This window comes from Klebsiella sp. LTGPAF-6F (genome assembly GCF_001753185.1).
Classification (GTDB): Bacteria; Pseudomonadota; Gammaproteobacteria; order Enterobacterales; family Enterobacteriaceae; genus Klebsiella; species Klebsiella michiganensis.
This window is the reverse complement of the sequence record NZ_CP017450.1, coordinates 2,496,672-2,510,611: the sequence shown is the minus strand read 5'-3', so window position 1 is coordinate 2,510,611 and position 13,940 is coordinate 2,496,672. Positions and strand designations below refer to the sequence as shown.

The 13,940-nt window shown below is 56.9% G+C and carries 11 protein-coding genes and 1 pseudogene; 5 read left to right on the top strand and 7 right to left on the bottom strand.

The window, feature by feature from the left end:
* Window positions 1-27 precede the first annotated feature (27 nt).
* Together mfd and ldtC are read left to right on the top strand one after the other, a co-directional pair.
* Window positions 28-3,474 (top strand): transcription-repair coupling factor, encoded by a 3,447-nt coding sequence (gene mfd, locus BJF97_RS11695; RefSeq protein WP_014228854.1) that lies wholly within the window; start codon window positions 28-30, stop codon window positions 3,472-3,474.
* 166 nt (window positions 3,475-3,640) lie between these two features.
* Window positions 3,641-4,600 (top strand): L,D-transpeptidase LdtC, encoded by a 960-nt coding sequence (gene ldtC, locus BJF97_RS11690; RefSeq protein ID WP_014838097.1) that lies wholly within the window; start codon window positions 3,641-3,643, stop codon window positions 4,598-4,600.
* A gap of 222 nt (window positions 4,601-4,822) precedes the next feature.
* Here ldtC and bhsA read toward each other — a convergent pair whose 3' ends face one another.
* Window positions 4,823-5,080: a multiple stress resistance protein BhsA gene (bhsA, locus tag BJF97_RS11685; protein WP_004131427.1), complete on the bottom strand. Its 258-nt coding sequence runs from the start codon at window positions 5,078-5,080 to the stop codon at window positions 4,823-4,825.
* A 124-nt stretch (window positions 5,081-5,204) separates the two neighbouring features.
* On the opposite strand from bhsA, the pseudogene BJF97_RS35070 reads away from it, so the two are divergent.
* The 3 genes and pseudogenes from BJF97_RS35070 to BJF97_RS11675 all read left to right on the top strand — a co-directional run.
* Window positions 5,205-5,267, top strand: a pseudogene (locus tag BJF97_RS35070) (hypothetical protein); the annotation flags it as partial.
* Between the two features lie 62 nt (window positions 5,268-5,329).
* Window positions 5,330-5,965, top strand: a complete 636-nt coding sequence (locus tag BJF97_RS11680) for a TetR/AcrR family transcriptional regulator (RefSeq protein WP_004849937.1) — start codon at window positions 5,330-5,332, stop codon at window positions 5,963-5,965.
* Between the two features lie 370 nt (window positions 5,966-6,335).
* On the top strand, window positions 6,336-8,513 hold the full coding sequence (locus BJF97_RS11675) for a TonB-dependent siderophore receptor (protein WP_014228851.1): 2,178 nt from the start codon (window positions 6,336-6,338) through the stop codon (window positions 8,511-8,513).
* A gap of 55 nt (window positions 8,514-8,568) precedes the next feature.
* Here the strand turns inward: BJF97_RS11675 and BJF97_RS11670 are convergent, their stop codons facing one another.
* From BJF97_RS11670 to lpoB, 6 genes are all read right to left on the bottom strand, one after another.
* Window positions 8,569-9,108, bottom strand: coding sequence for a glycine zipper 2TM domain-containing protein (locus BJF97_RS11670; protein WP_004131424.1), 540 nt, complete (start codon window positions 9,106-9,108; stop codon window positions 8,569-8,571).
* A 225-nt stretch (window positions 9,109-9,333) separates the two neighbouring features.
* Window positions 9,334-10,638, bottom strand: a complete 1,305-nt coding sequence (locus BJF97_RS11665; RefSeq protein ID WP_004849932.1) for an NAD(P)/FAD-dependent oxidoreductase — start codon at window positions 10,636-10,638, stop codon at window positions 9,334-9,336.
* 235 nt (window positions 10,639-10,873) lie between these two features.
* Window positions 10,874-11,416 carry an alpha/beta hydrolase YcfP gene (gene ycfP / locus BJF97_RS11660; RefSeq protein ID WP_004849931.1) on the bottom strand — a complete coding sequence of 181 codons (543 nt, stop codon included), beginning with the start codon at window positions 11,414-11,416 and terminating at the stop codon, window positions 10,874-10,876.
* 36 nt (window positions 11,417-11,452) lie between these two features.
* Complete coding sequence (nagZ, locus tag BJF97_RS11655) at window positions 11,453-12,463, bottom strand: beta-N-acetylhexosaminidase (RefSeq protein WP_029946910.1); 1,011 nt, start codon at window positions 12,461-12,463, stop codon at window positions 11,453-11,455.
* 31 nt (window positions 12,464-12,494) lie between these two features.
* A complete protein-coding gene (thiK, locus tag BJF97_RS11650; RefSeq protein ID WP_032693894.1) occupies window positions 12,495-13,313 on the bottom strand; it encodes a thiamine kinase in 819 nt (272 codons plus the stop codon).
* A complete protein-coding gene (lpoB, locus tag BJF97_RS11645; RefSeq protein WP_014228847.1) occupies window positions 13,294-13,929 on the bottom strand; it encodes a penicillin-binding protein activator LpoB in 636 nt (211 codons plus the stop codon). The genes thiK and lpoB overlap by 20 nt, the downstream gene beginning before the upstream one ends.
* Window positions 13,930-13,940 lie beyond the last annotated feature (11 nt).

Here is a 13,940-nt window from a genome sequence, read left to right as displayed (position 1 = left end):
AATACCCAAGAGATCATGATACCGTCTATGCCTGAACAATACCGATACTCTCTGCCGGTTAAAGCCGGCGATCAGCGCCAGATTGGCGAACTGACCGGCGCGGCCTGCGCCACTCTGGTGGCGGAAATGGCCGAGCGCCACGGCGGACCGGTGGTACTGATTGCCCCCGATATGCAAAACGCCCTGCGTCTGAATGATGAAATCAGGCAGTTTACCGATAGCATGGTGGCGGGCCTGGCGGATTGGGAAACCCTCCCCTACGATAGCTTTTCCCCGCACCAGGACATTATCTCTTCCCGTCTCGCCACCCTGTACCAGCTCCCGACCATGGAACGCGGCGTACTGATTATCCCGGTCAGCACCCTGATGCAGCGCGTCTGTCCGCATAATTTCCTCCACGGCCACGCGCTGGTGATGAAAAAAGGCCAGCGCCTGTCGCGGGATGCGCTGCGCTCCCAGCTGGATAGCGCCGGCTATCGTCACGTCGACCAGGTGATGGAGCACGGCGAGTACGCCACGCGCGGCGCATTGCTTGACCTTTTTCCTATGGGCAGCGAGCAGCCCTACCGTCTCGATTTTTTTGATGATGAGATAGACAGCCTGCGTCTGTTCGACGTCGACAGCCAGCGTACGCTGGAGGAAGTCGCCAGCATTAACCTGCTTCCGGCGCACGAATTCCCGACGGACCAGGCCGCTATCGAGCTATTCCGCAGCCAGTGGCGCGACCGCTTTGAGGTCAAACGCGACGCCGAGCATATTTATCAGCAGGTCAGTAAAGGCACGCTGCCCGCGGGAATCGAATACTGGCAGCCGCTGTTCTTTAACGAGCCGCTGCCGCCGCTGTTCAGCTATTTCCCGGCGAAAACGCTGATCGTTAATACCGGCGATCTGGAGGCCAGCGCCGAACGCTTCCAGAACGAAACCCGCGCCCGCTTTGAAAACCGCGGCGTCGACCCGATGCGCCCGCTTTTGCCGCCGGAACAGCTGTGGCTGCGCAGCGATGAGCTGTTTAGCGAGCTCAAAAAATGGCCGCGCGTCCAGCTCAAAACCGAGCGTCTGGCGGAAAAAGCCGCCAACACCAATCTCGGTTATCAGAAATTACCCGAGCTGGCGATCCAGGCGCAGAACAAAGCGCCGCTGGATAACCTGCGCCGATTCCTCGAGTCCTTCAGCGGGCCGGTGATTTTTTCGGTCGAGAGCGAGGGGCGTCGAGAGGCGCTTGGCGAAATGCTGGCGCGTATTAAAATCGCGCCAAAGCATATCCTGCGTCTTGAAGAGGCGACGGGTAATGGCCGCTATCTGATGATCGGCGCCGCCGAGCATGGTTTCGTCGATAGCCAGCGTAATCTGGCGCTGATTTGCGAAAGCGACCTGCTGGGCGAGCGCGTCGCGCGCCGTCGTCAGGACTCTCGCCGCACCATCAATCCCGATACGTTGATTCGTAACCTGGCGGAGCTGCATATCGGCCAACCGGTGGTGCATCTTGAGCATGGAGTTGGGCGCTACGCCGGAATGACCACCCTTGAAGCGGGCGGCATCAACGGCGAATACCTGATGCTGACCTACGCCAACGATGCCAAACTGTACGTGCCGGTGTCGTCGCTGCATCTGATTAGCCGCTATGCGGGCGGCGCGGAAGAGAATGCGCCGCTGCATAAACTGGGCGGCGACGTCTGGGCGCGGGCGCGGCAGAAAGCGGCCGAGAAAGTGCGCGACGTGGCCGCCGAACTGCTGGATATCTACGCTCAGCGTGCGGCGAAAGCGGGCTACGCGTTTAAACATGATAAAGAGCAATATCAGCTGTTCTGCGACGGCTTCCCGTTCGAGACCACGCCCGATCAGGCGCAGGCTATTAACGCCGTACTAAGCGATATGTGTCAGCCGCTGGCGATGGACCGTCTGGTGTGCGGCGATGTCGGCTTCGGCAAAACGGAAGTGGCGATGCGCGCCGCGTTTCTGGCGGTTGAAAACCATAAGCAGGTGGCGGTGCTGGTGCCGACCACCCTGCTCGCCCAGCAGCACTTCGATAACTTTCGCGATCGCTTCGCCAACTGGCCGGTGCGCATCGAGATGCTCTCGCGCTTTCGTAGCGCCAAAGAGCAGGCGCAGATCCTCGAGCAGGTCGCGGAAGGGAAAGTCGATATTCTTATCGGCACCCATAAACTGCTGCAGCCGGACGTTAAGCTGCGCGATCTCGGCCTGCTGATTGTTGATGAAGAGCACCGCTTCGGCGTGCGCCATAAAGAGCGCATCAAGGCGATGCGCGCCGACGTCGATATCCTGACCCTGACCGCCACGCCTATTCCGCGTACGCTGAATATGGCGATGAGCGGTATGCGCGATCTGTCGATCATCGCCACCCCGCCCGCCCGCCGTCTGGCGGTCAAAACCTTCGTCCGCGAATATGACGCGCTGGTGGTCCGCGAGGCGATCCTGCGTGAGGTACTGCGCGGCGGCCAGGTTTACTACCTCTATAATGACGTGGAAAACATCCAGAAAGCCGCCGAGAGGCTGGCGGAGCTGGTGCCGGAAGCGCGCATTACCATCGGTCACGGCCAGATGCGCGAGCGCGAACTCGAACGGGTGATGAACGATTTCCATCACCAGCGCTTTAACGTGCTGGTGTGCACCACCATTATCGAAACCGGGATCGACATTCCAACGGCGAACACCATTATTATCGAGCGCGCCGATCACTTCGGTCTCGCACAGCTGCACCAGCTACGCGGTCGCGTCGGTCGTTCGCACCATCAGGCCTATGCCTGGCTGCTGACCCCGCATCCGAAGGCGATGACCACCGATGCGCAAAAACGCCTTGAGGCGATTGCATCGCTGGAAGATCTCGGCGCTGGTTTCGCGCTGGCAACGCATGACCTCGAAATTCGCGGCGCGGGTGAACTGTTGGGCGAGGATCAGAGCGGTTCCATGGAAACCATCGGCTTCTCCCTCTATATGGAGCTGCTGGAAAATGCCGTTGACGCGCTGAAAGCAGGCCGCGAACCCTCGCTGGAGGATCTTACCAGTCAGCAGACCGAAGTTGAGCTACGGATGCCGTCGCTGCTCCCGGACGACTTTATCCCGGATGTGAATACGCGCCTGTCGTTCTACAAACGCATTGCCAGCGCGAAGAACGAGAATGAGCTGGAGGAGATCAAAGTCGAGCTTATCGATCGCTTTGGCCTGCTGCCCGACCCGGCAAGAAACCTGCTCGATATCGCCCGACTGCGCCAGCAGGCGCAGAAGCTGGGGATCCGCAAGCTGGAGAGCAACGAAAAGGGCGGCACCATTGAGTTTAACGAGAAGAATAACGTGAATCCGATGTGGCTGATTGGCCTGTTGCAAAAGCAGCCTCAGCACTATCGCCTGGATGGCCCAACGCGCCTCAAGTTTACGCAGGACCTTGCCGAGCGTAAAACGCGGATGGAGTGGGTGCGCCAGTTTATGCGCCAGCTCGAAGAGAACGCCGCCGCCTGATAGCAGGCGGGATGCGGCCTGTGCGTCGTATCCCGCCCCTCCCCACTTGTTCGGCAAAATTTACAAACATTTTGCAATCCCTCTGAACTTCCAGACACTCGCTTCGCCATAATCTCAGGGACTTTTCGTATAAAAATAACCACTTACTTATTATGGGATTAGGGTGATGAAAAGCTTTACGCGAATTTCTCTCTGGCTGGGGATGATAGCTATCGCCGCCGCGCTGGCGCTGCCCGCTCGCGCCAATACCTGGCCCCTGCCGCCTCCGGGCAGCCGTCTGGTCGGGCAAAACCAGTTTCATGTCGTCGAGAATAACGGCGGCTCGCTCGAAGCGATCGCCAAAAAGTACAACGTCGGTTTTCTGGCCCTGCTCCAGGCTAACCCCGGGGTGGATCCGTATGTTCCACGAGCCGGTAGCGTGCTGACGATTCCGCTGCAAACCCTGCTGCCCGACGCGCCGCGCGAAGGATTAGTCCTTAACCTGGCCGAACTTCGCCTCTATTACTACCCGCCAGGAAGAAGTGAAGTGACCGTTTATCCTATCGGCATTGGTCAGCTCGGCGGCGACACCATCACGCCGACAATGGTCACCACCGTCTCCGACAAACGCGCCAACCCGACCTGGACGCCGACGGCCAATATTCGCGCCCGCTATAAAGCAATGGGCATTGACCTGCCCGCCGTCATGCCCGCTGGCCCGGATAACCCCATGGGGCACCACGCTATTCGCCTGGCGGCGTACGGCGGCGTGTATCTGCTGCACGGCACCAACGCCGACTTCGGCATAGGCATGCGCGTCAGCTCCGGCTGTATTCGCCTGCGCGATGACGACATCAAAGCGTTGTACAACGAAATCACCCCTGGCACCAGGGTGACGATTATCAATACGCCAATCAAGGTGTCCGTGGAGCCGAACGGCACCCGTCTGGTGGAGGTCCATCAGCCGCTGTCAAAACATATTGATGACGACCCGCAGACGCTGCCCATTACCCTTACCGACAGCATGCAGGCGTTTAAGCAGGCACAGTTAACCGACACCGAGGTAATGGAACGCGCGATGATGCTGCGTTCGGGCATGCCGATTGACGTCACCCGCCACCATCGCGTAACGGAGCAGTCGCTCTAGTTCGCTAAACTGCCGACGAAAAAAAACCGCCTTCAGTTCACTGAGGCGGTTTTTTTTATGGCAATAATCAAACAGGGTCCTGCTTTTCTGCGGGTTGCGGCGCCATATAAGGGGTGGGCACCGCCTCTCGTCAGAGAACAACGTACTTCTTACTTTACGCGGACTGCTGAAGGGGGTCAGATCCGCGCGTGGTCAGTGGCATAACAGGGGTAGTTCAAAAAATTATTTGTAGATAACCGCAGTCCCGTGAAGGGTGTTAGGACCGGTTACGGACGTAATACGGTAAGAGGTTGCGCCCATCTCTTCCGCTTTTTGCGCCAGCTGATCTTCCAGCGAACCCAGGTTGGTCCCGGCTGAAGCGGAAACGGTACCGATTTTATGCTGACCCGCCGGCGTTGACTGAACTTCTACAGCGGCGAAGCTGGCGAAAGAGAGTGAGCTAAGAACAGCGGCGATAGCGAGTGTTTTAACGTTTTTCATGATTGTTATACCTGTGCAGATGAATGTTTTTGTAGGGGCGAACGCATTTAATTAACGATCGATAGGGAAATGATAATGTGATCCACATCACACGTCAAACTATTTTTATAACGACCGTTTAACTATTTATAAACAGCTTAAAATTCATACATATATGAATTATTTATTTTTAGAGCAACATCGCTGGTAGCACGTAAGGTTTATTTTTATAATGCCCTTTCAACAAACCAACACAGGTACAGCGGCATCATGACAACTGACGTTCAAAGTTGCACAAAAAAAAGCCGTGGCCGACCTAAAGTGTTCGACAGGGAAGCGGCGCTGGATAAGGCCATGACACTCTTCTGGCAGCACGGCTATGAAGCGACCTCTCTCGCCGATTTAGTGGAGGCGACGGGCGCAAAAGCGCCTACGCTCTACGCGGAATTTGTGAATAAAGAGGGGTTGTTTCGCGCGGTGCTGGATCGCTACATCGCGCGTTTTGCCGCCAGGCACGAAGCGCTCCTCTTTGACGAAGAGAAAAGCGTCGATCGAGCATTACGCGACTACTTCACCGCCGTCGCGACTTGCTTTACCAGCAAAGAAACGCCGGCAGGCTGCTTTATGATTAATACCTCCGCAGCGCTGGCGGCGGCGTCCACCGATATCGCCAATACCGTTAAGTCCCGGCACGCGATGCAGGAACAAACGCTAACGCAGTTTCTCCAGCAGCGGCAGCTGCGCGGCGAGCTGCCGCCAGACGGCGACGTACGTCAGCTGGCGCAGTTCCTTAACTGCATATTACAAGGCATGTCGATCAGCGCCCGCGAAGGCGCCGACTTCACTAAAATCATGCAAATCGCCGAGACCACGCTGCGTCTGTGGCCCCAGGTTCTTCAGCGCTAACACCTCGCTTACCGGTGGGCTCCCCACCGGTTCCCCTCCCCTTTATCCCTACATAACGCAATGTTTTCAGTCATTTATTTTGTTCATTTCGCGAGAATGATATTGATAACAATAATCAATACGGGCAAAATTCGGTCTTAAACGTTTCTGTATATTTCACTGTGTAACAACCGGTACGCCCGTACCGAATAACGAAAACAACGATATCGTAAGCCCTAAATAATTCGAGTTGCAGGACATGGCACTTGTGCCTTGATCTGCGCTAGCGCTGGCCCCGTAGGGGCGAGGCCCATGGATGGGCCGAATAATCCGCAGTCAACACACCTGCAACTTGAAGAATGACGGGCATAAACTCATAAAAGGAATGAGCATGAACAAGCGTCTCTGGGTGCTTAACCCACTGCTGCTGGCAACCGCCCTGCCCGCCTGGGCCGCTGATGACAGCATGATCGTCAGCGCAAACCGAACGCACCGCACCGTCGCTGAAATGGCCCAGACCACCTGGGTTATCGAAGGCCAGGAAATTGAACAGCAAGTTCAGGGCGGAAAAGAATTTAAAGACGTGCTGGCGCAGCTGATCCCCGGCATCGACGTCAGCAGCCAGGGACGCACCAACTACGGCATGAATATGCGCGGCCGCGCGATCGTCGTGCTGATTGACGGCGTTCGCCTTAACTCCTCCCGTACCGACAGCCGCCAGCTGGATTCTATCGATCCGTTTAACATTGAGCATATCGAGGTGATCTCCGGCGCCACATCGTTGTACGGCGGCGGTAGTACCGGCGGCCTTATTAATATCGTCACCAAAAAGGGCCAGCAGGAGCGCCAGGTTGACCTGGAGCTGGGGAGCAAAACCGGCTTTGCCAACAGCAACGATCATGATGAACGCGTGGCGGCAGCGGTCAGCGGCGGTACCGACCACGCTTCCGGCCGTTTATCGGTCGCCTATCAGCGTTTTGGCGGCTGGTATGATGGCAATAATGATGCGCTGATCCTTGATAATACCCAGACCGGGCTTCAGCATTCCGACCGCCTGGATGTGATGGGAACGGGAACCATTGAGATTGACGAGAACCGTCAGCTGCAGCTGGTAACCCAGTACTATAAAAGCCAGGGCGACGATTACGGTCTGTACCTCGGGAAAAATATGTCGGCGGTGACCGGCGACGGCAAAGCCTTTACCACCGATGGCCTGAACTCCGACCGCGTCCCCGGCACCGAACGTCACCTGATAAGCCTGCAGTATTCCGATGCCGATTTCCTCGGCCAGAATCTGGTTAGCCAGGTCTATTATCGTGATGAATCCCTGACTTTTTACCCTTTCCCTACGCTTAGCAAAGGCCAGGTCAGCAGCTTCTCCTCTTCAAAGCAGGATACCGATCAGTACGGCGCGAAGATCACCCTGAATAGCCAGCCGCTGGATGGCTGGGATCTGACCTGGGGAGTGGACGCCGACCACGAAACCTTCAACGCCAATCAGATGTTCTTCGATTTGGGCCAGTCTATGTCTTCCGGCGGTCTGAATAACCAGGCTATCTACACCACCGGCCGTTATCCCGGCTACAGCATTACCAACCTGGCGCCGTTCCTGCAGTCCAGCTATGACCTGAACGACATCTTCACTATCAGCGGCGGCGTACGTTATCAGTGGACGGAAAACCGGGTCGATGATTTTGTCGGCTATGCCCAGCAGCAGGATGTCGCCAGCGGCAAGGTCAGCTCAGCGGATGCCATTCCGGGCGGAAAAACCGATTACGACAACTTCCTGTTTAACGCCGGGATTGTCGCCCATCTCACCGATCGCCAGCAGACCTGGTTTAACTTCTCTCAGGGCGTTGAGCTGCCGGATCCGGGCAAATACTACGGCATCGGAAAGTACGGCGCGGCGGTCAACGGCCATCTTCCGCTTATCTCAAGCGTGAACGTTGGCGATTCGCCGCTGCAGGGAATTAAAGTTAACTCGTACGAACTGGGCTGGCGCTACACCGGTGATAATCTGCGCACTCAGCTGGCGGCTTACTATTCGACCTCCGATAAAACGATCGTCGTTAACCGTACCGATATGACCATCGATGTGCAGTCCGATAAACGCCGTATTTATGGCGTAGAGGGCGCGGTGGACTACTACTTCCCGAACAGCGACTGGAGCGCCGGAGCTAACTTTAACGTGCTGAAATCGCAGGTGAAAAGCGACGGTAGCTGGCAGAAGTGGGACGTCACTCTCGCCTCGCCGTCAAAAGCCACCGCGTGGGTTGGTTGGGCGCCGGAACCGTGGTCGCTGCGGGTGCAGAGCCAGCAGGTGTTTGATATCAGCGATGCCAGCGGCAACAAGCTCGACGGCTACAATACGGTAGACTTTATCGGCAGCTACGCGCTCCCCCTCGGCAAGCTGACCTTCAGCATTGAGAACCTGCTCAATGAAGATTATGTCACCGTCTGGGGCCAGCGCGCGCCGCTGCTGTATAGCCCGACCTACGGCAGCAGCTCTCTCTACGAGTATAAAGGTCGCGGACGCACCTTCGGCCTGAACTACGCTTTGAGCTTCTGATAAAAAAGCCCCTCAGCCAGAGAGCCTGAGGGGCGAATAAAGATACACATCTTTTTTACGCTTTGTTAGTCAGAATCAGTTGGCCATTGCTGTCCAGCGGGATTTGCGTACCAGGGTCGCGATCCATACGGATTTTGCCCTGCTGGTCGCCGATTTTGTAAGTGACATCGTAGCCGAGCATTTTTTCTGATTTATCGTACACCGTTTTGCAGCGCTGCTGCGTCGTGGTGTAGGTATCCCCTTCCTGCATTGAGCCCTGAATCTGGTTACCGGCATAGCCGCCGCCCAGCGCGCCCACGACGGTGGCAACGTCGCGGCCGCGTCCGCCGCCGAACTGATGGCCAATAACCCCGCCGGCTACCGCGCCCAGCACGGATCCGGCGATGCGGTTTTCATCCTGCACCGGTCGACGATGGGTCACGGTGACGTTCCGGCACTCCTGGCGCGGGGTTTTGACGCTCTCTTTTATCGGCGTACTGGACACTACCTGTGCATACTGCGGGCCGCGATCTAACACGTTAAGACCGGCAACGGCTGCGACACCCAGCGCGGCAGCCACGCCAATTCCTATACCCGCCAACATTGATTTATTCACGGGACTTCCTCCTTCGTTGCTATTGCCCGTAATTTTGCAATCCAGGCATCAGGCTTGCAAATAAGAAAGCGGATGAAAAGTGCGTGAACGTGTGGCAAATCAACGGGATTCGGAGGAATCTGAGAGGGTTTCCCGGCAAGGAAAGGAGGATATTCTGGCTATGAGTCTCTTAATGCGAAAAGCAAACGGGCGGACAAAACCTTCTGGCTTTGCCGCCCAGAGACATTAATGCAGCTTCAGGCGCGGACGAATAATGCGGTTGATACGTCCTACCAGCATCATCAGGCCGGTTTTAAAGTAGCCGTGCAGCGCAATCTGGTGCATGCGATACAGAGAGATATAGACGAAGCGCGCAATGCGACCTTCGATCATCATTGAACCGCGCATCAGGTTGCCCATCAGGCTGCCCACGGTGGAATAGTTAGAGAGCGACACCAGCGAACCGTGATCTTTATAGGTATAAGCTTTCAGCGGCTTACCTTTCATCTGCGCCAGAATATTGTGCAGGGCGCAGGTCGCCATCTGGTGCGCAGCCTGAGCGCGCGGCGGGACAAAACCGCCTTCCGGGCGGGCGCAGGACGCGCAGTCGCCGATGGCGTAAATATCCGCATCGCGCGTCGTTTGCAGCGTCGGTTCGACCACCAGCTGGTTAATACGGTTAGTCTCCAGACCGCCAATCTCTTTCATAAAGTCCGGCGCCTTAATCCCGGCCGCCCAGACCATCAGGTCAGCGTTGATAAATTCGCCTTCTTTCGTGTGCAGACCGTTTGCATCGGCGCTGGTGACCATGGTTTTGGTCAATACGCGGACGCCAAGCTTGGTCAGCTCGCTGTGCGCGGCGCCGGAAATGCGCGGCGGCAGCGCGGGCAGAATACGCTCGCCAGCTTCAACCAGCGTCACGTTCAAAGCTTCGTTAGTCAGACCTTTGTAGCCGTAGCTGTGCAGCTGTTTCACCGCATTGTGCAGCTCGGCCGACAGCTCAACGCCGGTCGCGCCGCCGCCGACGATGGCGATATTCACCTTGCCGTTCGCCCCGAGGTTCGCCGAATACTTGAGGAACAGATCCAGCATTTCCTGATGGAAACGACGCGCCTGATGCGGATTATCGAGGAAGATGCAGTTCTCTTTCACGCCAGGCGTGTTGAAGTCGTTCGACGTACTTCCCAGCGCCATGACCAGCGTGTCGTAAGGCAGCTTACGCTCGGGCACCAGCAGCTCGCCCTTCTCGTTATGCAGCTCGGCGAGGGTGATCGTTTTGGTTTCACGGTTAATATCCACCACCGATCCCAGCTGGAACTGGAAGTCGTGGTTACGGGCGTGAGCAAGATAGCTCAGCGCGTCTACACCTTCATCAAGTGAACCGGTCGCCACTTCATGCAGCAGCGGTTTCCACAGGTGGCTGTGGTTACGATCAACCAGCGTGATTTTGGCCTTTTTATTACGGCCCAGCTTTTTACCCAACTGGGTAGCCAGCTCCAGCCCACCGGCACCACCACCCACAATCACTATTTTTTTCAATGGCGTAGTCACGCGACCCCCTAAAATTATTAACCAATTGTTAATTAAAAGTTATACATATAACCTTTAATTAACAACAGGTTACGGCAGTGAAACCATTCAGCGAGATCGAGAATAACATGAACGGTGCATTGGTCATACCAAAATTGATATGCATCAAGTTTTACCGCATATTTTTTGAGCGCAGAATCGCAAAAATGAATAAAAAAAAGCCCGCGATGTTTTCACATTGCGGGCCGGCGCGCGTTTAGCCGAGGGTTTTGAAGGCTTTTATGCGCTGGAGATGCGGGGAGATATTCTTGAACTTGTGGGTCTGCTCTTCATCCCAGATTATCTCATAGTAATGGTGCAGCAGGTCCGCCGAACGCTGGCTATTCAGCGCTTCGTCCTGACGAGATAGCACCACCAGGCAGCGATCGCGGTTTTTTTCGCGGAAATTATTCACGCATTTGGTGGCAATATCCGCATACTCTTCCGGCCGATCAATTTTCCCTTCCATGTTTTCATTGGGAAACAGGTTCGGGTTAAAAATGGCCTGGCGGATATCGCAAAGAAAGCCAATTCGCTCCGCCCAGAAGCCGCCGAGACCCACGCCGCAAATCAGCGGCCGATCGTCGGCGCTCAGCTGCAGCATCTTATCGACCTCTTTTAATAAGTGCTGCATATCATGTTTGGGATGCCGCGTGCTGTAGCTAATCAACCGAACATCGGGGTCAATAAACTGAAGCTGAAGCACCTTCTCATGGTTACCGGGGCTGTTTGAGTCAAAACCATGTAAATAGATAATCATCGCATCCTCACCAGACAACAACGCCTTTCAGGTTTATTACGCGGATTTCGCCTCTTGCCAACGCGCGTGAAGCTGCTCAAGCTGCGCGCTGATCGTCTTCCAGCGGGCGGAATCCCTTAACGCCTGACGGCTAAAGGAACCTTTATGATACAATTTCGTAACACGTTCTGCTTTGATCGGCGACAGGTTATCCAGCACGCTGACCGCACCCTTACGATTATTGCAGACAAGGATCATATCGCAACCCGCATCCAGCGATGCCTGGCCGCGCTCGGCGTAGCTGCCCATAATCGCCGCCCCTTCCATCGACAGATCGTCAGAGAAAATCACCCCTTCAAATCCCAGCTCACCGCGCAGAACCGTTTTTAGCCAGTGCGCAGATCCGCTGGCCGGACGCGGGTCAACGTCGCTGTAGATGACGTGGGCGGGCATGATCGCATCAAGCCGCTGCTCGCCAATCAGCGTACGGAAGATGGCCATATCTCTGGCGCGAATTTCCGCTTCCGCGCGCGGATCGCGCGGCGTCTCTTTATGGGAATCGGCCGTCACCGCGCCGTGTCCGGGAAAGTGCTTACCGGTGGTTTTCATTCCCGCGGCGTGCATGCCGTCAATAAAATGACGAGCTATCGCCAGGGCTTTGTCGGGATCGTCGTGATAGGATCGCTCGCCAATAGCGGCGCTGATATGCCCAACGTCCAGAACCGGCGCAAAGCTGATATCAATATCCATGGCGATCATTTCGCTGGCCATGAGCCAGCCGGCCTCTGCGGCCAGCTTACCGCCCTCCTCCATGCCGAGCAGCGCGGCGAAAGATTGCGCCGCGGGAAGGCGGGTAAAGCCCTCGCGGAAACGCTGTACGCGCCCGCCTTCCTGATCTACCGCTACCACCAGATGGTTGCGCGAGGCCTCGCGGATCTGGCGGACCAGCTCACGCAGCTGCGCCGGATCGTGATAGTTGCGGGTAAACAGGATCAGCCCGCCAACCAAAGGATGCGCCAGAATCTCACGCTCTTCCGCATCCAGTTCAAAACCTTCGACATCCAACATTACCGGGCCCACATCCACCTCTCTTATCCTTTTACTTTTTGTCTAACTGGCGCCATACCTCATCCGCCAGCACAATAAACTGTCGGTCGCCGGTTTGCTGCCAGCGTCGCTCGTACCAGCCCGCCATCAGCAGCTGCACCCACGGACGCCAGCGCTGAATTTGCCGCCAGAGCTGAAGCTCATCGATGCTCGCCCGTCTCGCGTATTCTGCGGCTAGCCGACGATGCGCGGCGGGCTCGATCCACACCGCCGCCAGCTCCAGCGCAACATCGCCATCGCCCGCATATTCCCAGTCAATCAGCCGCAGTCCCGCCTCGCCGTGAACGATGTTGCCCGCATGGACATCCATATGTAACGGGGCGAGACGCAGCGGCCGGGGCTCGCCGCGACGCAGCAGCCGTTTGTGCCAGCGTAGCCACCGCGGTGTGCGCCGCGCGGGGCTGCACTGTTGCCAGTACCGCTCAAGCAGCGGCCGCAGCGCGATACGCCAGCCAAAGCGCGGCTGCTGGTGCAGATGATACAGTAACCCTGCGAGCGCCGGACACTCCGGTAATGCGTTAACCACATCGCCTGAGCAATATTCCACCACCATCCAGGCGGGAGAATAAAACACCGGCGCGGGCGCTAACGAATCGGGAAGGCGTGACAGAACGTGATATTGACGGCGAAAGTCGCAGGCCGGCGCATGCGGATCGTGCGGCTGGCGCAGCACCCGCTTTTGCCGACCATCGCTGAGAATGCAGCTGCCGCCGCTCAGCCCGTTTTGGAGCGGCGCGGCGACAGGCGTATAGCGCGGGAAAAAGCGCGACAGCACTTCGTCGCGCGTGAGCTTATTGTTGCTGAACAGCACCTTTGCCTGACCAGATAATTTCGCCGGTCTGGACCAGCATTAGCTGCATTTTCAGCTCAGGGGAATTAACGTTGCCGGTCGCGTTGGAATAGAGCACGTACTGTGCGCCAACGGTACGCGCAATGCCCATCGCTTTACTGCGGCTGCCAAGGCTATCCTGCGGCGACAGGCCAAGCTGCTGTTTGGCTACGCCCAGCTGCTGCTGCGAGACCAGGGTGAATTTTCCATTGCCTTCCAGCGCGTTGCGCAGCGCCGTGGTGGCCTCTCCCGCATTCAACGTGCCGTTGGTGCGGTTATTGACGCTGTCGACCAGCAAAATGCTGCCCGCATTTACGCCGCTGGCCTGCAGCATCTGCCCAATCATCGGCTGCACCGCGGAATTCCAGTCAAAATGACGCACGCGCGGCGCCGGCTGCGCTGGCTGCTCGCCGTGTTCAATCGGACCCGGCTGCGTAGGTATCACGGGAATAGTCGGCACAGTCGGCTGCGGCTGAACGGGCTGCTGCGGCTTCGGCTGCGCTTCCTCAACGGGAGCGGGTTCCTGACGTTGACCCACGCATCCGGCAAGGAATATCGCCAGTGCGGTAACTAATGCATAGCGACATAGTTTAATCATTACGATTACCT